General features: G+C 33.5%; 24 protein-coding genes. 11 read left to right on the top strand and 13 right to left on the bottom strand.

Annotation, left to right across the window (positions count from 1 at the left end):
* Positions 1 to 48 precede the first annotated feature (48 nt).
* Both AB3G33_RS14485 and lpxD read right to left on the bottom strand, forming a co-directional pair.
* Positions 49 to 1,677 carry an acyl-CoA carboxylase subunit beta gene (locus tag AB3G33_RS14485; RefSeq protein WP_367770831.1) on the bottom strand — a complete coding sequence of 543 codons (1,629 nt, stop codon included), beginning with the start codon at positions 1,675 to 1,677 and terminating at the stop codon, positions 49 to 51.
* Positions 1,678 to 1,844: 167 nt separating this feature from the next.
* Positions 1,845 to 2,843, bottom strand: a complete 999-nt coding sequence (gene lpxD, locus AB3G33_RS14480) for a UDP-3-O-(3-hydroxymyristoyl)glucosamine N-acyltransferase (protein WP_367770828.1) — start codon at positions 2,841 to 2,843, stop codon at positions 1,845 to 1,847.
* Between the two features lie 183 nt (positions 2,844 to 3,026).
* Here lpxD and AB3G33_RS14475 point away from each other — a divergent pair, with 183 nt between their 5' ends.
* Entirely contained in the window at positions 3,027 to 3,938 is a 912-nt protein-coding gene (locus AB3G33_RS14475) for a phospholipase A (protein ID WP_367770825.1), read from the top strand.
* A gap of 25 nt (positions 3,939 to 3,963) precedes the next feature.
* Here AB3G33_RS14475 and AB3G33_RS14470 read toward each other — a convergent pair whose 3' ends face one another.
* Together AB3G33_RS14470 and AB3G33_RS14465 are read right to left on the bottom strand one after the other, a co-directional pair.
* Positions 3,964 to 4,662, bottom strand: a complete 699-nt coding sequence (locus tag AB3G33_RS14470) for an energy transducer TonB (protein WP_367770822.1) — start codon at positions 4,660 to 4,662, stop codon at positions 3,964 to 3,966.
* 138 nt (positions 4,663 to 4,800) lie between these two features.
* Complete coding sequence (locus AB3G33_RS14465; protein WP_367770819.1) at positions 4,801 to 6,765, bottom strand: aconitate hydratase; 1,965 nt, start codon at positions 6,763 to 6,765, stop codon at positions 4,801 to 4,803.
* A 499-nt stretch (positions 6,766 to 7,264) separates the two neighbouring features.
* On the opposite strand from AB3G33_RS14465, the gene AB3G33_RS14460 reads away from it, so the two are divergent.
* Positions 7,265 to 7,981 carry a L,D-transpeptidase gene (locus AB3G33_RS14460; RefSeq protein WP_367770817.1) on the top strand — a complete coding sequence of 239 codons (717 nt, stop codon included), beginning with the start codon at positions 7,265 to 7,267 and terminating at the stop codon, positions 7,979 to 7,981.
* Positions 7,982 to 8,108: 127 nt separating this feature from the next.
* On the opposite strand, the gene prfB is transcribed toward AB3G33_RS14460, so the two are convergent.
* A protein-coding gene (gene prfB / locus AB3G33_RS14455; protein WP_367770814.1) for a peptide chain release factor 2 occupies positions 8,109 to 9,207 on the bottom strand; the annotation gives its coding sequence in 2 pieces (ribosomal slippage) (positions 8,109 to 9,143 and positions 9,145 to 9,207; 1,098 coding nt in all).
* Positions 9,208 to 9,296: 89 nt separating this feature from the next.
* Here prfB and AB3G33_RS14450 point away from each other — a divergent pair.
* Positions 9,297 to 10,316, top strand: a complete 1,020-nt coding sequence (locus AB3G33_RS14450) for a low specificity L-threonine aldolase (RefSeq protein WP_367770812.1) — start codon at positions 9,297 to 9,299, stop codon at positions 10,314 to 10,316.
* A gap of 64 nt (positions 10,317 to 10,380) precedes the next feature.
* Here the strand turns inward: AB3G33_RS14450 and AB3G33_RS14445 are convergent, their stop codons facing one another.
* Entirely contained in the window at positions 10,381 to 10,701 is a 321-nt protein-coding gene (locus AB3G33_RS14445) for a YbaB/EbfC family nucleoid-associated protein (protein ID WP_367753977.1), read from the bottom strand.
* A gap of 134 nt (positions 10,702 to 10,835) precedes the next feature.
* Here AB3G33_RS14445 and AB3G33_RS14440 point away from each other — a divergent pair, with 134 nt between their 5' ends.
* A complete protein-coding gene (locus tag AB3G33_RS14440) occupies positions 10,836 to 12,896 on the top strand; it encodes a S9 family peptidase (RefSeq protein ID WP_367770810.1) in 2,061 nt (686 codons plus the stop codon).
* Between the two features lie 70 nt (positions 12,897 to 12,966).
* The gene (locus tag AB3G33_RS14435; protein WP_367753975.1) at positions 12,967 to 14,007 is read left to right on the top strand and encodes a PLP-dependent cysteine synthase family protein; all 1,041 of its coding nucleotides are present in this window, start codon (positions 12,967 to 12,969) and stop codon (positions 14,005 to 14,007) included.
* An 85-nt stretch (positions 14,008 to 14,092) separates the two neighbouring features.
* On the opposite strand, the gene AB3G33_RS14430 is transcribed toward AB3G33_RS14435, so the two are convergent.
* From AB3G33_RS14430 to gcvT, 5 genes are all read right to left on the bottom strand, one after another.
* Positions 14,093 to 16,165 (bottom strand): hypothetical protein, encoded by a 2,073-nt coding sequence (locus AB3G33_RS14430; RefSeq protein WP_367770807.1) that lies wholly within the window; start codon positions 16,163 to 16,165, stop codon positions 14,093 to 14,095.
* Between the two features lie 391 nt (positions 16,166 to 16,556).
* The gene (locus tag AB3G33_RS14425; protein ID WP_367770805.1) at positions 16,557 to 17,414 is read right to left on the bottom strand and encodes an EamA/RhaT family transporter; all 858 of its coding nucleotides are present in this window, start codon (positions 17,412 to 17,414) and stop codon (positions 16,557 to 16,559) included.
* An 84-nt stretch (positions 17,415 to 17,498) separates the two neighbouring features.
* Positions 17,499 to 18,212 (bottom strand): YebC/PmpR family DNA-binding transcriptional regulator, encoded by a 714-nt coding sequence (locus AB3G33_RS14420; protein ID WP_367774160.1) that lies wholly within the window; start codon positions 18,210 to 18,212, stop codon positions 17,499 to 17,501.
* A gap of 99 nt (positions 18,213 to 18,311) precedes the next feature.
* Positions 18,312 to 20,351 (bottom strand): carboxy terminal-processing peptidase, encoded by a 2,040-nt coding sequence (locus AB3G33_RS14415; RefSeq protein WP_367770802.1) that lies wholly within the window; start codon positions 20,349 to 20,351, stop codon positions 18,312 to 18,314.
* Positions 20,352 to 20,461: 110 nt separating this feature from the next.
* On the bottom strand, positions 20,462 to 21,544 hold the full coding sequence (gene gcvT / locus AB3G33_RS14410; protein WP_367770799.1) for a glycine cleavage system aminomethyltransferase GcvT: 1,083 nt from the start codon (positions 21,542 to 21,544) through the stop codon (positions 20,462 to 20,464).
* Between the two features lie 218 nt (positions 21,545 to 21,762).
* Here gcvT and AB3G33_RS14405 point away from each other — a divergent pair, with 218 nt between their 5' ends.
* From AB3G33_RS14405 to AB3G33_RS14380, 6 genes are all read left to right on the top strand, one after another.
* Positions 21,763 to 22,617 carry an NAD(P)H-hydrate dehydratase gene (locus AB3G33_RS14405; protein ID WP_367770796.1) on the top strand — a complete coding sequence of 285 codons (855 nt, stop codon included), beginning with the start codon at positions 21,763 to 21,765 and terminating at the stop codon, positions 22,615 to 22,617.
* Between the two features lie 16 nt (positions 22,618 to 22,633).
* Entirely contained in the window at positions 22,634 to 23,125 is a 492-nt protein-coding gene (locus tag AB3G33_RS14400) for a hypothetical protein (protein WP_367770793.1), read from the top strand.
* A 46-nt stretch (positions 23,126 to 23,171) separates the two neighbouring features.
* Positions 23,172 to 23,966 (top strand): HipA family kinase, encoded by a 795-nt coding sequence (locus AB3G33_RS14395; protein WP_367770790.1) that lies wholly within the window; start codon positions 23,172 to 23,174, stop codon positions 23,964 to 23,966.
* Positions 23,944 to 24,327, top strand: coding sequence for a DUF3037 domain-containing protein (locus AB3G33_RS14390; RefSeq protein ID WP_367753959.1), 384 nt, complete (start codon positions 23,944 to 23,946; stop codon positions 24,325 to 24,327). The genes AB3G33_RS14395 and AB3G33_RS14390 overlap by 23 nt, the downstream gene beginning before the upstream one ends.
* A 113-nt stretch (positions 24,328 to 24,440) precedes the next feature.
* The gene (locus AB3G33_RS14385) at positions 24,441 to 24,971 is read left to right on the top strand and encodes a carboxymuconolactone decarboxylase family protein (RefSeq protein WP_367770787.1); all 531 of its coding nucleotides are present in this window, start codon (positions 24,441 to 24,443) and stop codon (positions 24,969 to 24,971) included.
* Positions 24,972 to 25,091: 120 nt separating this feature from the next.
* On the top strand, positions 25,092 to 25,634 hold the full coding sequence (locus tag AB3G33_RS14380) for an NADPH-dependent FMN reductase (protein WP_367770784.1): 543 nt from the start codon (positions 25,092 to 25,094) through the stop codon (positions 25,632 to 25,634).
* Positions 25,635 to 25,725: 91 nt separating this feature from the next.
* On the opposite strand, the gene AB3G33_RS14375 is transcribed toward AB3G33_RS14380, so the two are convergent.
* Positions 25,726 to 26,229, bottom strand: coding sequence for an SRPBCC domain-containing protein (locus tag AB3G33_RS14375; RefSeq protein ID WP_367770782.1), 504 nt, complete (start codon positions 26,227 to 26,229; stop codon positions 25,726 to 25,728).
* Positions 26,230 to 26,284: 55 nt separating this feature from the next.
* A complete protein-coding gene (locus AB3G33_RS14370; protein ID WP_367770779.1) occupies positions 26,285 to 26,794 on the bottom strand; it encodes a GNAT family N-acetyltransferase in 510 nt (169 codons plus the stop codon).
* Positions 26,795 to 26,915 lie beyond the last annotated feature (121 nt).

Here is a 26,915-nt window from a genome sequence, read left to right as displayed (position 1 = left end):
AGAAAGGGAATTATTTTTTTTAAATAAAAACGGAGAGCCAGTACTATATTATACTTGAATGACACCTAGATTAAATTGTTTTTCAATAGGAGAGTGGTTTGCCGCTTCTATACCCATAGAAATCCAAGTTCTAGTGTCTAGTGGATCAATAATAGCGTCAGTCCATAGTCTAGAGGCAGCATAATAAGGGGAAGTTTGCTCGTCATAGCGCGCTTTGATTTTATTGAACAATTCGGCTTCCTTTTCTTCATCTACGGTTTCTCCTTTTGCTTTAAGCGAAGAAGCTTCTATTTGTGCCAATACTTTTGCAGCTTGAATTCCGCCCATAACTGCTAATTCAGCGCTTGGCCATGCAAAAATCAGTCTTGGATCGTATGCTTTTCCACACATAGCATAATTTCCTGCACCGTAAGAGTTTCCAACGATTACAGTAAATTTAGGAACAACAGAGTTACTAACGGCATTAACCATTTTTGCACCATCTTTAATAATACCGCCTTGCTCTGATTTGGACCCTACCATAAAACCGGTAACATCTTGTACAAAAACTAAGGGTATTTTTTTCTGATTGCAGTTGGCTATAAAACGAGTGGCTTTGTCAGCACTATCAGAATAGATGACACCGCCAAATTGCATTTCTCCTTTTTTAGTTTTTACTACTTTTCGTTGATTAGCAACTATTCCAACTGCCCAGCCATCAATTCGTGCATATCCAGTAATAATGGTTTGACCATAACCATCTTTGTATGGTTCGAATTCAGAATTGTCAACCAAACGATTGATGATTTCCATCATATCATATTGTTCATTTCGCGCTTTTGGTAGAATACCATAGATTTCTTTTTCATCTAATGCCGGTTTTACAGCTTTAATACGACTGTATCCCGCTTTGTCAAAATCACCTATTTTGTCAACTATATTTTTTATTTTGTCTAAGGCGTCTTTGTCGTCTTTGGCTTTATAATCGGTAACACCTGAGATTTCGCAATGTGTTGTTGCTCCGCCCAGCGTTTCATTATCGATGCTTTCACCGATAGCTGCTTTTACTAAATAACTTCCTGCAAGAAATATACTTCCAGTTTTATCTACTATTATAGCTTCATCACTCATTATAGGGAGATACGCGCCACCCGCAACACAACTTCCCATTATAGCTGAAATTTGGGTAATTCCCATGCTACTCATTTGGGCATTATTTCTAAATATGCGACCAAAATGTTCTTTATCAGGGAAAATTTCATCTTGTAATGGTAGAAATACACCTGCACTATCTACTAAATAAATAATTGGCAGTCTGTTTTCCATGGCTATTTCTTGTGCACGTAGATTTTTCTTAGCAGTAATAGGAAACCATGCTCCGGCTTTTACTGTTGCATCATTAGCCACTACAATACATTGTTTTCCTTTGATGTATCCAATCTTAACGACTACACCACCAGAAGGGCATCCACCATAAGCAGCATACATTCCTTCACCTACAAAGGCACCAATTTCGATACATTTTGCTTTAGGATCAAGTAAATAATCGATACGCTCTCTAGCGGTCATTTTACCTTCGGCATGTAACTTCTGAATTCGTTTTTCACCACCACCTAATTTTACTTTAGAGAAATTTTGTTTTAATTGACTTAATAAAAGTTTATTGTGGTCTTCGTTTTTGTTGAAGTTCAAATCCATAGGTGAAATAAGGTTAAAAATAGTTTGTGCTAAAGTACAAAATCCCAACTAATAAAATTATTATTTGAATGGGATTATCATGGTTTATGTGAAAATTTCAGGTCTTAAAACCAAAAAAACAGAAGTAAGCTTCTGTTTTTTTATGAATTTAATAAAAAGTGGAATAATTATTTTTTTGAATCATTTACTAATCGTTTCAATATTGCCCATTGTTTTAATGCGTCACGTGCTTCAACAGCGGGATACCCTAACATGGTTTTTCCAGCAGGAATATCTCCAGTAACACCAGATCCAGCACCTACAATTGCGCCATCACCTATGGTTGTATGGTCTTTTATTGATGCGCTTCCACCAATAATGACTCCATTTCCTAAGGTTACGGAACCTGCTAATCCACTGTTACCAGCCATAATACAAAAACGTCCTAACTTACTGTTATGACCTATTTGTACTAGGTTGTCAATTTTACAACCATCACCAAGTACTGTAGAACTAAATTTCCCTCTGTCCACGCAAGAATTTGCACCAATTTCAACACTATTTCCTATAATTACATTTCCTATTTGTGGAATTTTAACTAAACCTCTTTCTGGATCTGGGCGAAAACCAAATCCATCTGCACCAATTGTAGCATTTGGATGTATTATACAATCATTACCTACGTGGCAACGTTCTCTAATCACTGTTCCAGACCAGATTACGGTATTTTTTCCGATTGAACTTTCATCTAGAATAGTCACGTTAGGATATATAGTAGTATTATCTCCAAGAACTACTTTAGGACCTATATAACAGCCTGCACCAATTCTTACCCCATTACATATAATTGCAGTTTGATCCACTACAGCTGTAGGGTGAATGTCTAATTGAAATACTGGAGTTGGAGGAGCAAAAAGAGCTAATATTTGGGACATGGCCAAATCAGCATTTTTTACTTTAATAAAAGCTCTATTTTCTCCAGGTTCTATTGAAATATCCTCGTTAACAACAGCAACTCCAGCTTTGGAATTTGCCCAAAATTTCTCATATTTCTTGTTTCCAATAAATGAAATTTCTGATTCATTTGCTACTTCAAGTTGTTCAGGAGCTGTAATTTTTTGTAGTACACTACCAATGATACAGCCATTTAAAATTTCATTAATTTCTTCGAGTGAATAGGATTTCATTAAGTCTAGATGTGTTTGGTTTGTTTAAGTTGTCAAATAAAACAAATTGGTACTTTAATTCCTAATATTTCGAAATTCTTTAACAAGTTTAAATGTGTGATTTATGTAAGTAAATGGAATAAATATATAACGAAGAGCAATAGTTAATAGCTAGTTTTACAGGCTAATATATGTTTTTAAAATATGAAAGTAATATCAATAAAATTAACGATTATTATAACTTTTTGTTCTTTTATTTCTTTAAATGCACAAGTTCAAGCGCTATTCAATAATAAAACACAGCTTCATAATTTAACGGAGCGCTGGGAATTAGATACAAATTCTGTACGAGGTACTTTTTTAGTAACACCTTATAAACCCATGTATGTTTTACCAGTTCGTTGGTCAAATAATCCAAATGAGCAGCCCCATTCAGGAAATGTTGATCCAGATTATATAGCACCAGCAGGAGTTGATTACAATAATATTGAAGCTAAATTTCAATTGAGTTTTAAAACCAAAGTGTTGCAAGGTATTTTTTGGGGAAGGGGTGATTTATGGGTGGCATATACTCAAATATCGCATTGGCAAATTTATAATAATAACCTATCAAGACCATTTAGAGAAGTGAATTACGAACCAGAACTGATTTTAAATATTCCTGTAAAGTTAAAAGTTTTTGGTTTTAAAACCCGAATGGTTGGTGTCGCTTTTAATCACGAATCCAATGGGAAAAGTGATCCTTTTTCTAGAAGCTGGAACAGAATTATTTTTCATGCTGGTTTTGAGCGCAATAATTGGACGGTTTATATACGACCTTGGTTGCGAATGAAAGCTACAAAAGATGATAATCCGGATATTTCTGAATATGTAGGTAGAGGAGATTTAAATATAATTTATGCTAAAAATGGAAATGTATTTTCCTTTATAGGGAGTCATAATTTGAATTTTGGATCAAAAGCCAGGGGGAATTCTTCTTTTTCATGGTCATATCCTATTAAAAATAACTTGAAAGGATATTTGTTGCTTTCACATGGTTATGGTGAAACGCTAATTGATTATAACAATTTACAAACGACCATTGGTGTTGGGGTTTCTTTGATTGAATGGTTATAAAAACAAAGTTGTTTAGTTGAAAGATTTATTTTATAGTAATTGGAATACTGTATTTCACTCGTGAGTGTTTACCATCTACTTTACCAGGAATCCATAACGGACTATTAAAAAGTACTCTTAGAGCTTCAACATTCATGTCGTAATTTAGTCCTTCTTTTATTTTAAAATCTCTCAAACTACCATCTATTTCGACAACAAAATCAATTTTTATTAGTCCTTTTGCATTGTTTTTTGACTTAAAGTTTTTTCCTATATAACGGTAGAACTCTTGCATTCCACCTGGGAATTCAGGTTTTACATAATACGGAAAAAAAGCAATTTCTAAGCCATTTTGATCAAAGCATTTTCCGTCAATAAATTCGTCATTTTTGTAATTTTCGGTACGTTTAATTTGGCCATTCTCATAATATCGCGTTTGAATTCCTTCTTGCTTCCCTTTTGTATACAATAAAATAGATTCCTTATTTCCATTTTTGTACCAATTTACTGATTCGCCATTTAAAATGTGTTTTCGCAAATTAGAAAATTGATCACTATTTCTAATTGTACCATCTAAATAGTAAGTTGTTCTCTGTGTCCCGTCTTTGCTCTCTTGATAAATGCTATAGTAAGTTGCATCTTTAGCTGAAGCTAGTTCTTTAAAATCTTCGGTATAATAAACTTTTTTCTGCCCATAAGAAGTGAGAGACATAAACAAAACAAAAAGGATTATATTTTTTTTCATAAAAGGATGAATTTTCCAAGCAAAAATAACCAAATATTGCTGCAACAAGTAAAAAAAAAGCTACAGAATTTTAGTTTGTTTGAATGTATGATTCATTTTTATTCTTTAAGTTCCATATATAACTTGTTTAAATCCAACTTAAAGTTTTGATCTAAAATCATTTATGATTCCTCCTTTTGAAAGAACATTAATTTGGCGATCACTTAAGTTGTGTTTGGTTTCAAATTCTATAATACTTCCGTCTTCCTTTTCAACCAATACTTTTATATTCTTTCTATTCATAACGTCATCTCGAAGGTTTTTAAAACGAATTAAATCTCCCTGTTCGATTTTGTCGTAATCAGAAACGTTTATAAATTCTAAAGGTACAATTCCAAAATTAACTAAATTTTGCCAAGCAATACGGGCATAACTATGAGCAATAACAGCCACTTGTCCCAAATATTTAGGAGCAAGAGCAGCATGTTCTCTACTAGAACCTTGAGCATAATTTTCTTTTGCAATCACGATGTGTCCACCAAATTCTTTTTTTGATTTCATGGCCCGCTCATAAAAACTAGGATCGATTACACTAAATGTATATTTACTAATTTCAGGGATATTACTTCTTAGGGGGAGAACATCGGCTCCGGCTTTCAAAATTTCATCAGTTGAAACATTATCACCCATTTTTAATAAGATAGGAATGCGATAATCTTGCTGTAAAGCTTCGATTTCAGGGATAGATTTAATATTTGGTCCTTTGTGTAATTCAACTGCCGAACCATCTTCTAAAGGAGCAATAAGCATATCGGTATTGATAATTTCTATTTCAGGATTTTCAAATTTAGGATATTTCATACCATAGATTTTTTCCAAATCTCTAGGATCAGTTATTTTTCCTGTCAGAGCAGATGCCGCAGCCGTTTCAGGACTGCATAAATGCACCTGATCGTCTTCTGTTCCTGATCTACTTGGGAAATTTCGTGGCATGGTTCTTAAACTGATTGTTCCTGTTGCGGGAGCTTGGCCCATTCCAATGCAACCCATACAACCCGATTGATGAAACCGAGCGCCTGCAGTAATTAAATTTGCAAAAGTAAAATTCTTCAGCATATTTTGAATTGTTTGTCTCGAGGTAGGATTGATATCAAAAGAAACCGCACTGTTGATTGTTTTGTCTTTTACTATGGCTCCGGCAATCCAAAAATCTCTTAATCCAGGATTGGCAGAAGAACCTATTACGACTTGAGAAATTGATTTCCCAGCAACCTGGCTCACGGGAACTACATTTCCAGGACTAGTAGGAAGTGCAATTAAAGGGACTAATTGGTCCAAAATGATTTCGGCATATTCATCATAAGTCGCTTCTGCATCGGCTACTAATTCTGTCCAATCAGATTCCCGGTCTTGGGAAATTAAAAAACGTTTGGTTTCGGCGTCACTGGGAAACACAGTAGTTGTAGCACCTAATTCAGCACCCATATTGGCAATAACATGCCGATCCATCACACTTAGATTTTTTAATCCCTCACCATAATATTCTATTATTTTCCCAACACCACCATTTACATCGTAACGTCTTAGCATTTCTAAAATAACATCTTTGGCACTAACCCAATCTGGTAATTTACCTGTGAGTTTTACACCCATTACTTTTGGCATTTTAACAAAATAGGGTTGACCTGCAATTGCTGCAGCAACATCTAAACCACCAGTTCCAATCGCAAGCATTCCTAATGAACCTGCAGCACAAGAATGACTATCAGATCCAACGAGTGTTTTTCCGGGTTTGCCAAATCGCTCCATATGTACTGGGTGACTTACGCCGTTTCCAGGTCGGCTAAACCAAAGACCAAATCTTTGTGCTGCCGAAAGTAAGAATAAATGGTCATCGGCATTTTTTGAATCGGTTTGCAGTAAATTGTGATCCACATATTGAACTGCAATTTCTGTTTTTGCTTTTTTCAGCCCCATAGCTTCTAACTCTAATTGGACTAATGTTCCAGTAGCATCTTGCAATAAAGCCTGATCTATTTGGATTCCAATTTCCTTGCCCGCAATCATATCCCCGTGTAAGAGATGCGATTGAATTAATTTCTGACTAACGTTTAATTTTGACATATTTTGTTTTTTTATTAAATGTAAAATCTGATTTATTTTTTTATTCTAGAACGGATCGGATAATCCGCTGTCGCTTACTATTACTATATTTATATTTAAAAAATGGTTTATTTTTTTGCTTCTGTAAAAATGTTTTATAATAAGAAACTGATAGTTTCAGCATCTATAATAGTCAACAAGGTATTTAGGGGATTTTTGCGAAGTCTATGTTTTTATTAAAAAAAAATAGTACTAAAGTTTGTAAAATAATTTGTTGAATCTATAAGATAAAACTTTCTGCAGTAAAAGTTTTATATCATTCATATATTAACGTTTTAATAACAAAAAAGGAGTCTTTTTAGGGATCATTCCATTTTTTATTGATTTGCCTTTAGAATGGATTTTACTTATTTATATTTTTTTTGAATTTTTAAGGACAAATACTCATTAAAGGTAAATAGATTAATCTAAAAAAGGTATTTTTAGAATCTTAAAAATTAGATAAATAATCCCTAATAAAATGAAGTTTTTGAATCCTTTTATCTTTTTAACTTTAGTATTGTTTTCGTCTAATCATTCCAAGGCGCAAAAGAACAATGCTACAATTGAAAATGCTTTGTTAATTGCGAAACAGAACAAAAATAACTTAGAAAATGTACAACAATTACTTGTAGTGTATAATTATCAGCCAGAAAATTATACAGCTTCTTTTGTAGCTTTAGAAAAAAAAGGAACTGGTTATAATGTAAAACTAGGTCCGGTAGAAGTAGGGATAGGGAAAAACGGCTTTGCATTGCCATTTCATAAAATGGAAGGAGACGGTAAGTCGCCAACAGGAATTTTTCGTTTAGGAAAATTATTTAGTTATGAAAAACAGTTTGAAACTTTATTAGAAAACCAACAAACTACTGCTGAGGATAAATGGATTGATGACCCCAATTCAAAGGATTACAATACGTACATCAAAGGAGCTACTAATGCAAAATCGTATGAGAATTTAGTATTGAATAATGATGCTTATAAATACTGTTTAGTTATTGAATACAATACAAACCCAATTGTAAAAGGGAAGGGGAGTGCAATCTTTCTTCATTTGGCTATAAAAAAGCCATCTTTTACCGCAGGTTGCGTGGCGATTGATGAAGTAAGGATGAAGTCATTAGTGAATTGGTTAGATCCTAAACAAAACCCCACAATTATTATGGGAAATTTAAATGTTTTGAAAAACGGATTGTAAAGAGAGTAATACACCTAGCGTTTAAAAATAAGTCATAAAATAAAAAAATCCTCTCAAACTTTAAAAAATTAAAGGTAGAAAGGATTTTTTTTATTGGATTATATCAAAGGGATGTAAAACTGAATTTCTATTCTTCTTCCTTTTGCCCCATCATCATCAAATAGGCTTTTAGGAACTCATCTATTTCACCGTTCATGACGCCGTCAACATTACTGGTTTCATAACCCGTTCTAACGTCTTTTACTAATTTATAGGGTTGCATTACGTAATTCCTGATTTGGGAACCCCATTCAATTTTCATTTTTCCCGCTTCAATATCGGCACGCTGTGCTAGTTGTTTTTTTAATTCAATCTCATACAACTGAGAGCGTAACATTTGCATCGCTCGTTGTCTGTTGTCTTGCTGAGAACGTGTCTCTGAACACTGAATTTGGATACCCGTTGGTTTATGAAAAAGCTGTACTTTGGTCTCTACTTTGTTCACATTTTGACCTCCAGCTCCACTGGAACGCGAAGTTGTAATTTCAATATCAGCAGGATTAATGTCGATTTCAATACTATCATCAACAAGTGGATATACATAAACGGAAGCAAATGACGTATGGCGTTTGGCGTTGCTATCAAAAGGGGATATTCGCACTAATCGATGCACACCATTCTCGCCTTTTAAGTATCCAAAAGAATAATCGCCTTCAAATTCAAGTGTCACTGTTTTTATACCTGCAGCATCTCCTTTTTGAAAGTTTAACTCTTTTATTTTGTATCCATATTTTTCGCCCCACATCATATACATACGCATGAGCATTTCAGCCCAATCACAGCTTTCAGTTCCACCAGCACCAGCAGTTATTTGTACTACAGCACTTAAAGTGTCACCTTCATCCGAAAGCATGTTCTTGAATTCGATCGCTTCAATATGATTCTGAGTAAGATTATATTGTTCGTCTAACTCTTCTGCGGTAAGTTCACCTTCTTTATAAAACTCATAAGCTAGTTGCAATTCGTCAGTCATTTCAACTGCTTTATTGTAATCTTCGATCCATTTTTTCTTGTTACGAAGGTTTTTTACAATAACCTCTGCTTCCTTGGCGTTGTTCCAAAAATCAGGGGCAAAAGTCTTTTCTTCTTCGTTAGAAATTTCAATTAGTTTGGCATCAACGTCAAAGATACCTCCTCAACGCACCAAGGCGCTCTACAATACCTTTAATTTGTTCGGTAGTTGTCATAAATTATGTAATTTTGTGGGGCAAAAATAAGAAAATTTTATGCAGTGACAAGTGGTGACTTGTCTTTTAAATATTTATAAAATCAAGATATGGAAATAAATTTGGTCAGCGATACAATTACTAAGCCTAACTATGAAATGTTGCAGTACATGTTTAATGCTGGAGTGGGTGATGATGTATACAAGCAAGATCCTACCGTTATTGAATTAGAAGATTCTATTGCACAAATTTTCGGTATGGAAGCGGGGCTTTTTTTTCCTTCTGGAACCATGGCAAATCAAACAGCTTTAAAACTACATACCCAACCTGGAGAACAAATAATTGCCGATAAATATGCTCATGTTTACCTGTATGAAGGAGGAGGAGCTTCTTTTAATAGTGGAGTTTCTTTTTGTTTGCTAGACGGTAATCGAGGAATGATCACTGCCGAGCAAGTAGCTGGAGCCATAAATGATCCCGAGTCTTATCACAGTCCGTTAACGAGTTTAGTTTGTGTAGAGAATACCACAAATAAAGGGGGAGGAGCTTGTTATGAAATTGAAGATTTAAAAAAAATAAAAGAAGTTTGCGTTGCTAACAATTTAAAATTTCATCTTGACGGTGCCCGAATTTGGAATGCATTGATTGCTAAAAAGCAAGACCCAAAGTCTTTTGGGCAACTTTTTGACACTATTTCAGTTTGCTTGTCAAAAGGGCTTGGAGCTCCAATAGGTTCTGTTTTACTTGGAGACAAAGCAACGATTCATCGTGCATTAAGAATTAGAAAAATATTAGGAGGTGGTATGCGTCAAGTGGGTTATTTGGCGGCAGCCGGACTATATGCTTTAGAACATAACATCAGTCGCCTTGCCGAAGATCATAGAAGAGCTAAAGAATTAGCAGCGGTATTGAATAAGTTGGATTGGGTCGCTTCTGTAGAACCTGTAGAAACGAATATTTTAATTTTTTCTTTGGCACCCAATTACGGGGATAAGCAATTGATTGAAAAGTTAAAACAAAAAAACATATCAATTAGTTCGATGGGACAAGGTAAGCTTAGAATGGTTACGCATCTTGACTATAGAGAAGTCATGCATACCTATGTTTTAGAAACTTTATCTAAGTTATAAATTAAAAGTGGTGAATTAGAAAATTTCAACTATTGAGACTCCTAATTCACCACTTATTTTTTTACTATTTAAACAAATTGTCCATACCTGGAATCATTGGCATATCCATTTTTGCAACAGCATCTAGTTCCGCTTCATTTACTTTGGTTGCTTTCTCGATCGCTTTATTAAGTACTAAAATCATATAATCTTCCAGTTGCTCTTTGTCTTGCAATAAGTCATCAGCAATGGTTATTGATTTTATTTTTCTGTTGGCTGTAATTGTTACTTTCAATAAACCATCAGTACTTTGTTCGTCTACTAGAACTGAATCCAAACGTTTTTTTGTTTCCTCAATTTTATTTTGGGTTTCTTTCAATTTACCCATCATTCCCATTAAATCCATTTTTCCTATTTTATAAGTTATTGAAACACGAAATTACTATATTTGAAGGAATAACCAATGTTAAATAACATGAAAAGCTTTTGTATTCTAATTCTGCTTTATGTTATTTTTGTAAAAATTTGAAAGTTCAATAAATGACAGAAAAGATACAAGCACCAATAGCAAAGAAGATTCCTACTCAATTAGAAAAGTTTGACGACATTAGAATCGATAATTATTTTTGGTTAAAGGATAGGGAAAATCCAGAAGTCATTGATTATCTTAATAAAGAAAATGAATATTATGAAGCAATGACGGCTCATACTAAGGATTTTCAAAAAGATTTATATGAAGAAATGAAAGCTAGAATTAAGGAGGATGATGAGTCGGTTCCTTATTTATACAATGGCTACTACTACATTACCCGATTTGAAAAAGGAAAAGATTATCCTATTTATTCTAGAAAAAAGGGAAGCCTTTCGGCAAATGAAGAAATAATGTTTGACTGTAATGAATTGGCGAAAGGCCACAAATACTTTCAATTAAGCGGGCTTAGCATTAGTATTGATAATAATCTGGCAGCTTATGCAGTAGATACCGTAGGAAGGAGAATTTACACATTGCATGTTAAAAACCTTACTACAGGAGAAATTTTAAAGGATAAAATCGAAAATACTACTGGAAACTCAACGTGGGCCAATGATAACCAAACTATGTTTTATACCAATCAAGATGCTAAAACCTTGCGTTCTGATAAAGTTTTAAAACATAAGTTAGGTAATGAAACTACAGATGATGAGTTAGTTTATTTTGAAGAAGACGATACTTTTGATGTCGCGGTTGGAAAGGAAAAATCAAAAAAATATATTTTAATAAGCTCTTCAAGTACTTTAACAACGGAGTTTAGAACTTTATTAGCCGATAATCCTAACGGAAAATTTAAGGTTTTCCAAAAAAGAGTTCGCGGACTGGAATATAGTATTTCGTATTACGGAGGTAGTTTTTATATTGTTACTAATAAAGATAAAGCAACTAATTTTAAGCTAATGAAAACGCCTGAAAAGGCAACCAATAGAAAAAATTGGGAAGAAGTAATCATGCACCGCGAGGATGTTTTGCTAGAAGATATTGATATTTTTAGAGATTTTCTTGTAGTTTCTGAGCGTAGTAATGGTTTGAACAGAATCCGTATTATGCCATGGAACGGGGATGCGGAGTATTTTTTACCTTTCGAAAGTGAGACATATACTGCATACACCACTGCAAACATCGACTTTGATACTGATATTCTGCGTTATGGATACCAATCGATGGCGACACCTTCGTCTGTGATTGATTTCAATATGAAAACCAAAGAAAAAGAAGTTAAAAAAGAGCAAGAGGTTTTAGGGGGGCAATTTGATAAAAACAATTACCACGAAGAAAGAGTTTGGGCTACCGCCAAAGATGGTACCAAAGTGCCTATTTCGATGGTGTACAAAAAAGACCTGAAGAAAGATGGTACAAACCCCTTGTTATTATATGCTTATGGTTCATATGGACACTCCATGGACGCTTATTTCTCTTCAACAAGACTTTCGCTACTGGACAGAGGATTTGTTTATGCGATTGCACATATTAGAGGGGGAGAGGATTTAGGGAGACCTTGGTATGAAGGAGGAAAATTAGCCAAAAAGAAAAATACATTTACTGATTTTATAGATTGCTCAAAATATGTAATCGAGCATCAATACACATCTGCAAAACATTTATATGCTGAGGGAGGTTCTGCAGGAGGATTGTTAATGGGAGCGATTATTAATATGGCACCACAACTGTATAATGGTGTTATTGCTCAAGTGCCTTTTGTGGATGTAGTGACCACAATGCTAGATGATTCTATTCCATTGACAACAGGAGAATATGACGAATGGGGAAATCCTAATGTTAAAAAGTATTATAAATATATGAAGTCGTACTCGCCATATGATAACTTAAAAGAGAAAAAATATCCTAATATTTATGTTTCTACAGGTCTTCATGACTCTCAAGTGCAGTACTGGGAGCCTGCAAAATGGGTGGCTAAGATGCGAACATTAAAAAAAGATGATACGGTTTTATACTTAGATACTAATATGGATGCTGGTCACGGAGGTGCTTCAGGTAGGTTTGAAGCACTTAAAGAATTAGCTAAAGAATTTAGTTTTTTATTAGATTTAGAGAAAATTAAAAAGTAATTCGAAATTTTTTGTTAAATTTGCAACGTTTCGAGGTTGAATAAAATTGCCCTTGATTAACTATTTTTTTATGAAAGAAGAAATAAACGCTTATAATAATGTTTTAGAATTAATAGGTAACACACCACTTATTAAGCTAAATAAAGTCACCGAAAAGTTAGAAGGAAATTTCTATGCTAAGGTAGAAGCTTTTAATCCGGGACATTCCTCAAAAGATAGAATCGCATTATACATTATTGAAGAGGCTGAGAAAAAAGGAATTTTATCCCCAGGAGATACTATTATCGAAACAACATCAGGTAATACTGGTTTTAGTTTAGCAATGGTAAGTATCATTAAAGGGTACAATTGCATTCTTGCCGTAAGTTCAAAATCATCAAAAGATAAAATCGACATGCTTCGCAGTTTAGGAGCAAAAGTTTATGTATGTCCAGCTCACGTATCAGCAGATGACGAACGCTCTTATTATAATGTTGCCAAAAGATTACATGAAGAAACGAAAGGATCTGTATATATCAATCAATACTTCAATCAATTGAATATTGATGCCCATTATAAATCAACTGGACCAGAAATATGGAAGCAAACAAATGGAAAGATTACCCATCTTGTTGCTTGTAGTGGTACCGGTGGTACTATTTCAGGAACTGCAAAATATTTAAAAGAACAAAACCCTAATATTAAAGTGCTTGGAGTAGATGCTTTTGGTTCTGTATTGAAAAAATACCATGAAACAAGAGAATTTGATAACGACGAGATTTATCCATATAGAATAGAAGGTCTAGGTAAAAACTTAATTCCATCGGCTACCGATTTTGACATGATCGATAAGTTCATGAAAGTAACTGATGAAGAGAGTGCTCATACCGCAAGAGAAATCACTCGTAAAGAAGGATTGTTTGTAGGGTATACTTCAGGAGCTGTGATGCAAGCCATCAAGCAATATGCTGAAGAAGGAGAATTTGATGCAAACAGTAATGTAATAGCAATCTTCCCAGATCACGGTTCTCGTTACATGAGTAAAGTGTTTAGCGACGACTGGATGAATGAACAAGGATTCTTTGACAGTGTCAATGAAGAAGAAGTTCAAAAAATAGAAATGATAAAATAAGTTTATTATTATAAATTTTAAAAGTCCCATCTGCTTTTGCAAATGGGACTTTTTTATGGAATAGAATTGGCAATAATTATTTTATTTAGTCAAGCAATTCAGGATTGCTAAGAATTAATTCTATCTTTTTAATTATGATTGTAATTTGGTTCATTTGTAATTCTATATTTCTAAAAAAGAGACTAATATCTCTATTGACCCAACTTTCAGAAATTACTCTTGAACCCAAACTAATTCTTAAAACGGCACTTGCAATATCATTTGTATATTTTACATTAACCGCTTGGCCGATATGACATTTTTGGGCAGCAAGCCGAATGATTTCTATAGAAGAATCTTCAAATTGATCCGATAAATCAGAGTTTAATAAAGTATACATTTTTTTTACTTTATCAACAGATAAGGCTTCATTATCTTTAAAAATAAAGAAAGGAAAAATGGTACGGATATTTCTTATTCCAAATTCTTTACTATTATAACTATTTGTTTTGGCTTCGTCGGCATAAATAGGTTCTAAAAAACCTGCGTCTTTTATGGAGTCTTCAACAAAATTACAAAACATTTCAACACCCATATTTCGGTATAAAATGGGGGTTTTGTAATATCTATCCATTTCAACTATGGCAGCATTCCAGCGCATATAAGACCCATAATTATAACCATCTGACAATTCATTGGAGCAGAACCATGAAGCAGGCCAATCAGAATGATTGTAATATTGGGTTAAACCTGCGGGTAATGAGGTTTTTACAGAATGAATTAATTTATTGACATTTTTAGGTAGAATTAATGCGCCACAATAGGGAGGACCGGTAAAGAATTTACTCCCTGTAATAGTTACAATATATCCTTTGTTTAGGTAATTTTGTATGTCTTTTGGATCTAGTCTTAACTGTGAACCATCTACAATAATCTGAATTGATAAATCTTCAAGCGTATTTAGTTTTTTAATTAATTGGTCACTAGGAGCTTGATAGCCTAATTTAGATTGATCCATAGTATGCAACACAACATGTCTACCTAAATCTTTGGTTTTAGAAACAGCATTAAATACTTCTTCGTCTAATTGCTTAGCCGATTTTAACGCGCCATTTTCATCTCTAAAAGGGATTTTAATTACATCGACATCTCTAAATCCTTCAATTTTATCCCCTTTTTTAATTGGATAATTAAGCGCTGTTGTGTTTTCAAAATGACATCCTTTCAAGGCCGAAGCCACACCACTACCTGTTTCATCAGAGGCTACCAAAATATGTGTAATTTCTTTATCAGAAATAATTTGTGTTATAGCCGCTATTTGAAGAGAGGAATCTGTACCTGATGGGGAAAAAATTATTTCACATTCTTCATTTAGTTTAAATATTTTTCGAAGATTATTTTTTAACAATTCCGAAAACTCGATAGTTGTTTCTTTAAAACCGTTTTTCAAGCTATTTCTAATTAAAATACTTCGCACTTTATCTGTTTTGTCAAAAGCAAAATTGGAAACGCTTGAAGCTGTTGATGAGGCAAATGTAAATGCATCCGGTCTGGGGAATGGGCGACAACCATATTTGTTTAACAAATGAATTTCGTCAATATTCAATCTAAGATCACCTCCAGCCATCAATAAATATTCGGTAGGTCTTGCTAGATTTTCAACAATAGGTTTCCAAGATGAATTAACTTCTGTATTTGGATTTTTTAAGCCGTGAAAAGACTGTAGCTCTTCGTTTTTTATGGTAGATACCGTACATAAATCGGCATCATTTTTAATTAAGTTAATTAAGAGATAATCAAGGTCTTCTAATTTTTCCTTATCGTCTTTTGGGAGTAAATTATAAAATATTCGAATCACTTCAAGTGCTGCTATATCACATAAAACAGCATCTTTTTTTTCGTTATTCAACGCTTTGTACCAGAGTTGCCATTCGATACCATAGCGTAAATAAACTAAAGCTAAAACGGGCTTGTCTAGGTAGGACGAACCAATTATAATTGATTTATTGGGTACAATTTTAAAAATAGTAGGGGCACTAGTAGAGGTAATAATATTGATGTTATTTACCTTTGGTACGGTATTAAATCTTTTTAAAATACGAACCAAATAGTTTACATTTTCCTTTTCAAATAAACTTGTTCTATTATATTGATTTTCAATTAGAATGTTGTTTGTCATAGATGTTATAATTTAAAACGTTCCTTAGAACGATATTCTTTATTAGGAATAGTTGTACGATTCATTTATTTTAATCAGCAGCTATATCCTTTGGAAAATCATTGTAAATAAATGACTTTTCCTTGTGTATTATTTGTGTTAATTTTTAACGACTTAACTTTCAAACGATTAATTTCTAAATGGTTTAAAAAACCTTTAGTTTTATGGGCTTCGCATAGATCAAAAGTCAGACAAATATAATGAACTTGCATTTATCAAAAAAAATATAAAAAACTACTCGTTTACTAACGTTCCTTACTTTAATTTATGCGTATTTGATCGGTTGTATTTATGAAACAAATAGTTAGGTAATATACCAATTATAAACACTAATTATTCAATATTATTTTTATTAATTCAGGATTTGAGAATAAGCAATAAGTACAATAGAAACTAAGGCAAAAAATAAACCGATATAATTTTTTGTATTCAATTTTTCTTTAAATATTAAAATACCTACGACGCTTCCTATGATAATTACGCCCATATTCATCGCCGCAAAAACAGTCGATGGATTTTTGGCGAAAGCCTGATGTGCTTTAAGATAAAATAAAATATTCCCAAAATTAAACAGTCCTACAAGCGTTCCAAAAAGTATATTGTTACTTTTAAATGGCACTTTTTTTAAAGCTATTTCGTAAAGTGCTACTGCCAAAATTAAAAGGAGCGAAATACCAAATACAATAAATAATGAAGTTGTAAAAGGAAGGCTTGTCGCCAAAGCGATTTGTTTGAATAAGATGTCAATAGCACCAAACCCAACTAATACGACTGCTGGATAAATCCATTTATTGTTAGCGTTATCTGTTTTTTTAGAAAGAATCAATAACAAAGCGGGTAGGGCAATCATGAAAGCAACCAATTTAAGGCTGTTAAACTCTTCGTTAAATAATAACCAAGCTGCCAGTATAGGAATGAAGAGTGAAAGACGTTGTGCAGCATCTGTTTTTACAATTCCCATATGCTTGATGGAAGCTGCTAAAAATAGGAATATAGTGGGCAATAAAATCCCCAACGGAATATAAATCTCCCACGGTATCGACGCATCAATTACGCTTAAATCAGGACTAAAAAAGAAATAACAAAGTATTAGTGCGAAAACATAATTCCAAGCTACGATTTGTGTCGTACTAAAGGTATATTTTCGAACAACTTTAAAGATAACGCCTACTGTAACGCTACATAATATACTTAAAAGAAGAAATAACATTCGAATCGATTTTAAAATTTTCAATAATTTCAAACAAAAAACTCCAGCCGAAGCTAGAGTTTTATCTATTATAAGAAAGAAGTATTATGCTTCTTCCATTGTATGATACACGTTCATTACATCATCATCTTCTTCCATTTTTTCAATCAATTTTTCTACATCAGCCATTTCAGCTTCAGTTAGTTTTTTAGTGATTTGCGGAATTCTTTCAAATCCAGAAGAAAGGATTTCTAAATTACGATTTTCCAATTCTTTTTGAATAGTTCCAAAGCTTGTAAAAGGAGCGTAGATTAAAATTCCATCTTCGTCTTCAAAAACTTCTTCGGCACCAAAATCAATTAATTCTAATTCTAATTCTTCAGCATCCAATCCTTCAGCAGGAATTCGGAAGTTACACGTATGGTCAAACATAAATTCTACTGAACCTTGTGTTCCCATTGTACCGTTGCATTTGTTAAAATAACTTCTAACATTGGCAACTGTTCTATTGTTATTATCTGTAGCAGTTTCTACTAATATTGCAATTCCATGTGGTGCGTACCCTTCAAATAGAACTTCTTTATAGTTGGCAGTATCTTTATCGGTTGCTTTTTTGATAGCACGTTCTACATTTTCTTTAGGCATATTAGCTGCCTTTGAATTTTGAATAACGGCTCTTAATCTTGAGTTAGCTTCAGGATTTGGTCCACCTTCCTTAACGGCCATTACAATATCTTTTCCAATTCTGGTAAATGCTTTAGCCATTGCTGACCAACGTTTCATTTTTCTACCTTTTCTGAATTCAAACGCTCTTCCCATTTCTAATTTATTATTTTGAACTGCAAAAATACAGTTATTCCTTATTTTACCAAAATCATAGTATCTTCTTTTCAATAAATTAAGGTAATTAGTGCTTTTTTAATTTCTTTTCAAAGAATTTGCGTCATCAAGTATCGATATTGCCTCATTTAAATAGTGATTTGTTTTCAAATTTTCCAATTGAAATTTGTTATTCTCGTTCTCGTTTGGATAAAGGGTTAATAGAAAATTATTTATATTGGAATTGTAAATGTTTAATCCGTTATTTCGGGTTTCAAAAGAGTTTATAAGTTCCCATAATTGACTTATAATAGTTTGTTCTTTGAATATGGCATCGATAGTTATTGGTACAGCCGATTTAGGTTTTTCAAGGAGTTCTTCAATTTTTTTATTGATTTGAATTACTTCATTCAAAGTCGGGTTTACTGCAATTCTATTTTTACTGTTTTCCACTATTTTTGACACCGCTTTAGTAGACATATAGGGTAAAAAATAAATAGTACTTGCTATACTGTCATTTTTTAAGGCAGTGGGGCTATTGCTCTCTTTTTGAGTAATAGTTTCATAAATTGCAGGTAGTTTTATGTTTGGAATTACACCAATTCCTTGATGGCTTTTCCCGTTTATTCGGTAAAACTTATTAATGGTTATTTTTACAAAGTTTTCATCATCATTATTTTCTAGAGGAAAAATAGATTGCATAGTTGCTTTTCCTACTGAAGTACTTCCCACTAATATTGCCCTATTGTAATCCTGGAGTATTGAAGAAAAAAATTCACTTGCTGAAGCTGAATTTCCGTTTATAAGCACCACGATCGGTTCTTTATAAATCATTCCTTTGTAGGGGTCGTTAATAACCGTTCGGTCTTGGTTATTGTTAACTACAATAGAAATCGGACCAGAATCAATGAACATTCCTGCCAATTTTATGGCTTCTTCCATCGAACCACCACCATTATCGGTTAAATCGATAATTAACCCTTTGATATTGTCTTTTTGTAATTTAAGTACTTCCATGGCAGTGTCTTCGGCACAACCTTTTCCATTATTTCCTTCCAGATCACCATAAAAACTTGGAATCTTTACATAACCGTATTTCTTATTGTTGTTTTCTATGACAAAGCTGTAAACTGAATTCCCCTCATCTTTAATTAGTTGTTTCTCTACGACCACATCAAATGACTTGCCTGAATTCCGTCTTAAGGTTAACATGATTTGTTTATTAGAATCGGATAAAATCATATTGGATATAGACTCCAGTGTAGCGCAGGAAACCTGCAGGGTATCTTTAAGGTTTGAAATGGAAACAATTTGATCTCCTTTTTTTATTTTACCAGTTTTAAAGGCAGGACCATTGGCATCTAGATCTTGTACAATAATTTCATTTCGTTTATTTAAATTCACATTCATTCCCAGTGAAAGGTGTTCTTTTGATAAAGAAGCTACAAAACTAGATTTTGAATCATTACTGAAATAAGCAGTGTGTGGATCAAAATAGGAACAAAAAATGGTAAAAAGAGCTTCTTGATAATTAATTTCATTTTGAAGGATGGCATTTATTTTACAAAGTTCATTTTCTATGATTCTGTTTTTTGTTTCTTTTTCTAATGAAGTGAAATGTAAATTTAAGGAGTCTCTGTTTTCATTTGCAGCGGCGATATCTTCAATAATTTCGTATCGCACTTTTTTCTTCAAAACTTTTTCTACATCTATTTGCTGCATGTAGATTGGAAATATTTTTTTGTAAAACCGAATAGTATCTTTCTGTTCATAATCAATATTTTCCAATTTCATTTTTTCTAAAATCGACTGATTTCTTAAGAGATCTCCTTTATAAACAGAAATAATGTCTGTCAAAAAGCTACAGTTTTTATTTTTTATAAAATCATCAATATTTAAACGGTACTTTTTAGCAAGTAAATCGTATTCGGATTTTAAGAAAACATTTCTGGAATTGTCGAGATTGTCAATGAAAGTATCAAAAACAAAAACCGATAGACTGTCGTCTACCGGTTTAGGCTGAATATGTTTGTTTTGTATAAGTGTGTTTATTTTAGAAAGTATCTCACATGTTTTAACCTCATTTTGAGCAAGTGCTAAAAATGGAAACAGGAAAAATACGATTAAAATTTTATTCATAAAAAAAGAAAGCGTTTTGGTTATTATAAAATTACATAAAGCAACTTTAAATTCGCTGTTTTTTATGATTTATAACCGCCAATTTTAAAATTAGCGGTTAAATAGCTATTTTATTTCTTGTAGAATGGCAATTTTACCACTTTCGCAGGAACATCATTTTTTCTGATGCGAATATAGATGTCGTTATCCAATGCGCTGTTAGCTACAGTTACATAACCTAGACCAATTCCTTTGTTCATTGATGGAGACATTGTTCCTGAAGTTACAATCCCAATTACAGCTCCAGTTCCGTCTACGATTTCGTAGTCATGTCTTGGTACTGCACGTTCTTGCATTTCAAAAGCAACTAATTTTCTAGTAACACCTTCTTCTTTTTGTTTTTTCAAGTTTTCAGAATTCGTAAACTCTTTTGTGAATTTAGTAATCCATCCTAATCCAGCTTCAAGTGGAGAAGTGGTGTCGCTAATGTCATTCCCGTACAAACAGAAACCCATTTCAAGACGCAACGTATCTCTTGCCGCTAAACCAATTGGTTTGATTCCAAAAGCCGCTCCAGCTTCAAAAACTTTATTCCATATTTGTTCTACTTCGGTGTTTTTACAATAAATCTCAAAACCTCCTGAACCAGTGTAACCCGTGGCCGAGATAATCACATTGTCAATTCCAGCGAAATCAGCTACTTCAAAATGGTAATATTTTATGGCAGCCAAATCTATTGAAGACAAAGATTGCATTGCTTCAACTGCTTTTGGACCTTGAATTGCTAATAAGGAATAGTCTTCAGAAATATTTTTCATCTCCACTCCTAAATCATTATGAGATGAAATCCAGTTCCAGTCTTTCTCAATATTCGAAGCATTCACCACTAATAAATACTGTTCTTCTTTCATTTTATAGATAATCAAATCATCTACAACACCACCTTTATCGTTTGGTAAACAAGAATATTGTGCTCTTCCTATTGTCAATACAGAAGCATCATTTGAAGTCACTTTTTGGATCAAAGCCAAAGCATTTGGACCCGAAAGCAAGAATTCCCCCATGTGCGAAACATCAAAAACACCCACAGCATTTCTAACTGTTTCATGTTCAGCATTCACCCCTTCATATAAAATAGGCATATTGTATCCAGCAAACGGAAGCATTTTTGCTCCCAAACTTTCGTGTATGTGCGTAAGCGCAGTATTTTTCATTGTGTGTGTATATAAAATTTGAAGTCGCTAAATTATTGAAAAATTATCATATTAAAGGCATTAAATATGTAAATTCAATACTATTTAGGAGCTATATCCAGCTTTGCACTGCAATCTTTTTATTTTTAAAGAAAAAATAAAAAGGATTTCCATTTCAATCTGGGCTAGGGGATTTCGTTTCCCTATTAATTTTGTATTTTTAAACAAATAATTCAAAAATGAAACAGCCCATTTCTATTCATAAAGCCGAAATCATACAACGTTACAAACCCATTGATTCTCAAACGCACAAGGGGATTCAGGGGCACGCATTAATTATTGCAGGAAGTTATGGAAAGATAGGAGCAGCCGTACTGGCTTCCAGAGCTTGTCTTAAATCGGGTTGCGGACTCGTAACGTCCTATGTTCCTGAATGTGGTTATGAAATTCTGCAAATTTCAAATCCCGAAGTCATGACGCTTACCGATGAAAGCGAGAAATATATTTCCAACATTACATTCAACATAAAACCACAAGCGATTGCTATAGGTCCAGGTTTAGGACAAGAAACAGAAACTCAAAAAGCATTTCTTAATTTTCTAAAAACCAACAAAATTCCGCTAGTAATCGATGCCGATGCCTTAAATATTTTGTCAAAAAATAAAGATTTGCTGAAATTATTACAACCAAAAACTATCCTAACGCCACATCCCAAAGAACTAGAACGACTAATAGGAAAATGGACTTCAGACGAAGATAAATTCGATAAAACGATTACTTTTTCTAAACAATACAATGTCGTTATTGTAATGAAAGGCGCGCCAACGCATATTATTGATGGGGATACGGTTTACGAAAACACAACTGGAAATGCCGCTTTGGCAACAGCGGGAAGTGGTGATGCACTCACTGGAATAATTACTAGTTTACTGGCTCAATCGTATGAACCTATTGACGCTGCAATTCTCGGCGTTTACCTTCACGGTTTGATCGCGGATATTGCTTTGCCTGAAACGGGCTATCAATCCTTTATCGCTTCGGATATTATTAAGTATTTAGGAAAAGCATTTTTGAGTTTAGAAAAAAACAAATAATTTAATCGCTATTAACATGAAAAAATGGAAACTACTAATTGTTCTATTTATTTTTATTTCCTGTTCTCCAAAAGACAGAATTATGGAGGGGGATTTAGCCTTTAAATCCGTTGAAGTATTTAATTATTATAATCTGGATCAAAAGAATATTAATAAATGGGAAAATATTTTGGATAGTATACGTCAAATAAAAGATCCTAGTAGAAATGATTTAGATCTTTTAGAATATTTTGATAATTTAAAAAAATATAAAGTCATTGATTCTCCTTGGGTCAGGGTAATGTTTAATGATTCTGTTAAGATAGTATATTTTGATGAGGCAGATTATAAATTGCTAAAGCCTTATGTTTCTCATGATTTAGTGAATAATAATAGGAAAGTGACATTAAAAATGAATATAGAAGTAAGAGATGAGTCTATTTATTATTGCAAGCAACTTCTATCGATAAAAAAAGCAAAGGGAAAACCTATACTAGTAAGTAGTAGGATTTTTAATGCTTCCAGTTAAACTCACTTAACTTATTTGTAAGTTTGTAGTTCAGTAAAACCCGAATATGAAAACCAACTTCAATCTTCGAACCGTAAATGTTACGCGGTACATCACTCCTTTGCGGGAAGGCGGTTCCTTGCCTGCTTTGGCGGAAGCCGATGATGATTTCAAATACGTACTTAAATTTAAAGGTGCTGGTCATGGTGTAAAAGCCTTAATCGCCGAATTGATTGGTGGTGAAATCGCACGTGCATTGGGTATTAAAATGCCAGAACTTGTCTTTGCTAATCTCGATGAAGCCTTTGGACGAACAGAGGCCGATGAGGAAATTCAGGATTTATTACAAGGAAGTCAGGGGATGAATCTAGCACTGCATTTTTTATCGGGAGCGATTAATTTCGATCCTGTTGTAACCGTTGTTGATCCCGTTTTGGCTTCGCAAATTGTATGGCTGGATGCTTACATTACTAATGTGGACCGAACGTTTAGAAACACCAATATGTTGATTTGGCATAAAGAATTATGGCTTATTGATCATGGCGCAAGTTTGTATTTTCATCATTCTTGGACAAATTGGGAGAATCATGCTCAAAGTCCGTTTGCCTTGATCAAAGACCACGTATTATTGCCTCAAGCATCCGCATTAACTGAAACGGATACCGCTTTCAAAAAACTATTAACTCCAGAAATTCTTCAGGAGATTGTTAGCCTAATCCCAGAGGATTGGTTGCAATGGGAAGACGTAGAAGCCACACCTGCCGAATTGAGAAATGTATATTTACAGTTCCTATTGACCCGCTTAAATCATTCAGAAATTTTTATAAAGGAAGCACAAAATGCAAGAGAAAAACTTATATGAGTATGCTGTAATTCGGGTTGTACCTAGGGTAGAGCGCGAAGAATTCCTGAATGTAGGGGTTATTCTATTTTGCAAAAAAGCCAAATTTATAAAAGTAATTCATGCTTTAAACGTTGAAAGAGTTCTTTCTTTTTCGACAGAAGCTGATGTAGAACAAATCCAAATGAACTTATCTGCTTTCGAAAAAGTAGCACACGGTACAAAAGATGGTGGGTCAATAGCAGTAATGGATATTCCGTCTCGTTTTCGTTGGTTAACGGCCTTGCGCAGTTCCGTAATTCAAACTTCAAGACCCCATCCAGGATTGTGTGACGATTTAGAAAAAACCATTCAACGCTTGTTTGAAGAGTTAGTGCTGTAAATTTCAAAGAAATAAATCGTCCATCAACTGGCGTTTATTATCCATTTTATACTGTTTATTGCTGTCGCATCTTTGCTAAGTCAATATTGACAACCAATTTAAACAAAAATAAAATGACAACATTTACAGTTCCAACTAGAGAACAAGTAGCCCCAGCAAACCAAGACATTTTTGACAATCTACAAAAAGCATTGGGTTTTGTACCAAATTTATACGCTACTATCGCGCATTCTACTAACGGATTATCTCGTTTTTTGGCTTATCAAAATGCAAAAACTTCTTTGAATAATAAAGAAAAAGAAGCAGTGAATTTAATTGTAAGCCAAGTTAATGGATGTGTTTACTGCCAAAGTGCCCATCTGGTTTTAGGTAAAATGAATGGGTTCTCGGATGACCAATTGTTAGACATTCGTAAAGGTAAAAGTACGGATACCAAATTAAATGCTTTAGTACAACTTTCAGCAGAGATAGCTGCAAACAAAGGAAATGCAAGCACAGAAGTAGTAGATGGATTTTTTGCACAGGGCTATACTAATGAAAATTTAGTAGATTTGATTTTGCTTGTAAGCGATAAAACGGCGATGAATTTTTTGCATAATTTAACTCAAGTTCCTGTAGATTTTCCTCTGGCTCCTGCGTTATAAAAATAGTATATTCTGTAAGATACTACAGAAGGAATATGGTTATAAAATTGAATTTAGAAAAGTAAAAACTAATTAACGAGGTTAGTTTTTACTTTTCTATTTTTGAAATAAATAAGAAAAATGAAACAGATTACGACTATTATTGCTATTTCGGGAAGTTTGAAATCAACTTCAGCAAATAGTAATATTTTAAGGGAAATAGCTAAAATTGCTCCAGAAAATGTTATTCTAAATATAGTTGATGGATTGGATCAATTGCCTCATTTTAACCCTGAAATAACCGAAGGAATACCCACAGTTACCTATTTTAGAAACCAAATTAAAGCGGCTGATGGCATTATATTCTCTACCCCCGAATATGCTTTTGGTATTCCCGGAGTATTAAAGAACGCTTTAGATTGGCTCGTTTCTTCAGGAGAATTGAATGATAAACCAGTTGCTGCAATCAGTGTATCTCCCATGCAAATGGGTGGCGACAAGGCATTAGCATCGTTGTTATTAACGCTTTCGGCCTTGGGGACTAATACACCCCAAAAAGCGACTTTGACTATTGGAACCATCAAAAGTAAAATGAATGAAATAGGGGTAGTTACAAATCCTAGTACGCTTCAAGAATTAAATGGAGTTCTTGTCTCTTTGTTAGAGAGCATACATCCTAAATAAACCAAGTTTTTCATTATGTTCTGAGCTTAAATTAATGCTGATAATCTCAGCTATGATTCACTAATTTGTTGTTTTTGGATTGGGTTTTTAGTTATATTTTATTTTCTTGAAATAACCTTTCTAATTGTTCAAGACAAGTTGTAATGCCTTGCTCAAAACCCATTTCAATCATAGTTTCCACTTCTTTTTCAGTGTTATAGAACATTTTGAATTCTACCAAAGTACCTGAATCACTTGGATTAAAAATAATAGATCCAGTTGAAACGGGTAGGGAATTGTTTAAATTCCCCTCTTCATCACAAAAACCATCTTTAATTTCCAAACTTTCGTATGGTTTTATTGCAGTATAATCCATTCGACTCCAGTGCTTTTCGTTTTTGGGGCCTACCATCGCATACAACCAATAGCCACCAACGGTAAAGCTTATGGATTTGGTCTCGGCTTTCCATGGTTGTGGTCCCCACCATTTTTCCAAGTATTCACTTTCGGTATAAGCACGCCAAACTTTATCACGAGGAGCTTTAAAGACTCTGGATACCAAGATAGATTTCTCTTTTAAATCTTTTATAACGAGTGTTTTGCTATTGTTTGCCATTTGATTTTAATAGTATTAAATGAATAGTTTATAATCTTGAAAATGAAGTGTTAATTTAGCTTAATTTTTTCTCTAAAACCATAAACTCCAAAGGTTTTTCAGAGATTGAAATATGAACATCACTGCTAGGGAAAGGATCTCTTTCTCCAGTATCTGCATAACCATGACGCTGGTACCATGCTATTAATTCAGTTCTAACAGATATGACAGTCATTACAATTTTTGGTAATCCCAAGGCCAAAGCTTGCTTTTCAGCTTCTTTTAAAAGTTGTTTTCCAATACCACTATTTTGCAGGTTAGGCGAAACCGTTAACATTCCTAAATATAGTTTTTGCGCTTTTTCAATCAGTAATACAGAACCTATTATTTGGTCGTTCTCCGTAAATTTTAGAATCGTGTTTTTAGCATCGGCCATGATTTCCGTAAGTTCCGCTTCGGTAGTTCTGAGTCCTTCTAGAATGTTGGCTTCGGTGGTCCATCCTTTTTTAGAAGAAGCACCACGGTAAGCTGAATTGATTAATGTATTTAAGTGAGAAACATCTTTTAAGCTTGCTTTTGTAATCATGATATTCAAGATATTCTAAAATGGGATTGATCATACAAATTTAGATAAAAAGTACAATAAAAAAGAGTTTCAAGGAATTTCTTATTGAAGATCAAAACTTATTTGGGCGTCACCCCAAATC

It is taken from the genome of Flavobacterium sp. WC2421 (genome assembly GCF_040822115.1).
Lineage (GTDB): Bacteria > Bacteroidota > Bacteroidia > Flavobacteriales > Flavobacteriaceae > Flavobacterium.
Note: the sequence above shows the minus strand (reverse complement) of the source record. Positions and strands in the feature narration are given on the sequence as shown.

Coding starts and splice junctions, on each gene's coding strand:
- AB3G33_RS14485 (WP_367770831.1), bottom strand. CDS start 1,677: ATGGATTTGAACTTCAACAAAAACGAAGACCACAATAAACTTTTATTA.
- lpxD (WP_367770828.1), bottom strand. CDS start 2,843: ATGAAATCCTATTCACTCGAAGAAATTAATGAAATTTTAAATGGCTGT.
- AB3G33_RS14475 (WP_367770825.1), top strand. CDS start 3,027: ATGAAAGTAATATCAATAAAATTAACGATTATTATAACTTTTTGTTCT.
- AB3G33_RS14470 (WP_367770822.1), bottom strand. CDS start 4,662: ATGAAAAAAAATATAATCCTTTTTGTTTTGTTTATGTCTCTCACTTCT.
- AB3G33_RS14465 (WP_367770819.1), bottom strand. CDS start 6,765: ATGTCAAAATTAAACGTTAGTCAGAAATTAATTCAATCGCATCTCTTA.
- AB3G33_RS14460 (WP_367770817.1), top strand. CDS start 7,265: ATGAAGTTTTTGAATCCTTTTATCTTTTTAACTTTAGTATTGTTTTCG.
- AB3G33_RS14450 (WP_367770812.1), top strand. CDS start 9,297: ATGGAAATAAATTTGGTCAGCGATACAATTACTAAGCCTAACTATGAA.
- AB3G33_RS14445 (WP_367753977.1), bottom strand. CDS start 10,701: ATGGATTTAATGGGAATGATGGGTAAATTGAAAGAAACCCAAAATAAA.
- AB3G33_RS14440 (WP_367770810.1), top strand. CDS start 10,836: ATGACAGAAAAGATACAAGCACCAATAGCAAAGAAGATTCCTACTCAA.
- AB3G33_RS14435 (WP_367753975.1), top strand. CDS start 12,967: ATGAAAGAAGAAATAAACGCTTATAATAATGTTTTAGAATTAATAGGT.
- AB3G33_RS14430 (WP_367770807.1), bottom strand. CDS start 16,165: ATGACAAACAACATTCTAATTGAAAATCAATATAATAGAACAAGTTTA.
- AB3G33_RS14425 (WP_367770805.1), bottom strand. CDS start 17,414: ATGTTATTTCTTCTTTTAAGTATATTATGTAGCGTTACAGTAGGCGTT.
- AB3G33_RS14420 (WP_367774160.1), bottom strand. CDS start 18,212: ATGGGAAGAGCGTTTGAATTCAGAAAAGGTAGAAAAATGAAACGTTGG.
- AB3G33_RS14415 (WP_367770802.1), bottom strand. CDS start 20,351: ATGAATAAAATTTTAATCGTATTTTTCCTGTTTCCATTTTTAGCACTT.
- gcvT (WP_367770799.1), bottom strand. CDS start 21,544: ATGAAAAATACTGCGCTTACGCACATACACGAAAGTTTGGGAGCAAAA.
- AB3G33_RS14405 (WP_367770796.1), top strand. CDS start 21,763: ATGAAACAGCCCATTTCTATTCATAAAGCCGAAATCATACAACGTTAC.
- AB3G33_RS14400 (WP_367770793.1), top strand. CDS start 22,634: ATGAAAAAATGGAAACTACTAATTGTTCTATTTATTTTTATTTCCTGT.
- AB3G33_RS14395 (WP_367770790.1), top strand. CDS start 23,172: ATGAAAACCAACTTCAATCTTCGAACCGTAAATGTTACGCGGTACATC.
- AB3G33_RS14390 (WP_367753959.1), top strand. CDS start 23,944: ATGCAAGAGAAAAACTTATATGAGTATGCTGTAATTCGGGTTGTACCT.
- AB3G33_RS14385 (WP_367770787.1), top strand. CDS start 24,441: ATGACAACATTTACAGTTCCAACTAGAGAACAAGTAGCCCCAGCAAAC.
- AB3G33_RS14380 (WP_367770784.1), top strand. CDS start 25,092: ATGAAACAGATTACGACTATTATTGCTATTTCGGGAAGTTTGAAATCA.
- AB3G33_RS14375 (WP_367770782.1), bottom strand. CDS start 26,229: ATGGCAAACAATAGCAAAACACTCGTTATAAAAGATTTAAAAGAGAAA.
- AB3G33_RS14370 (WP_367770779.1), bottom strand. CDS start 26,794: ATGATTACAAAAGCAAGCTTAAAAGATGTTTCTCACTTAAATACATTA.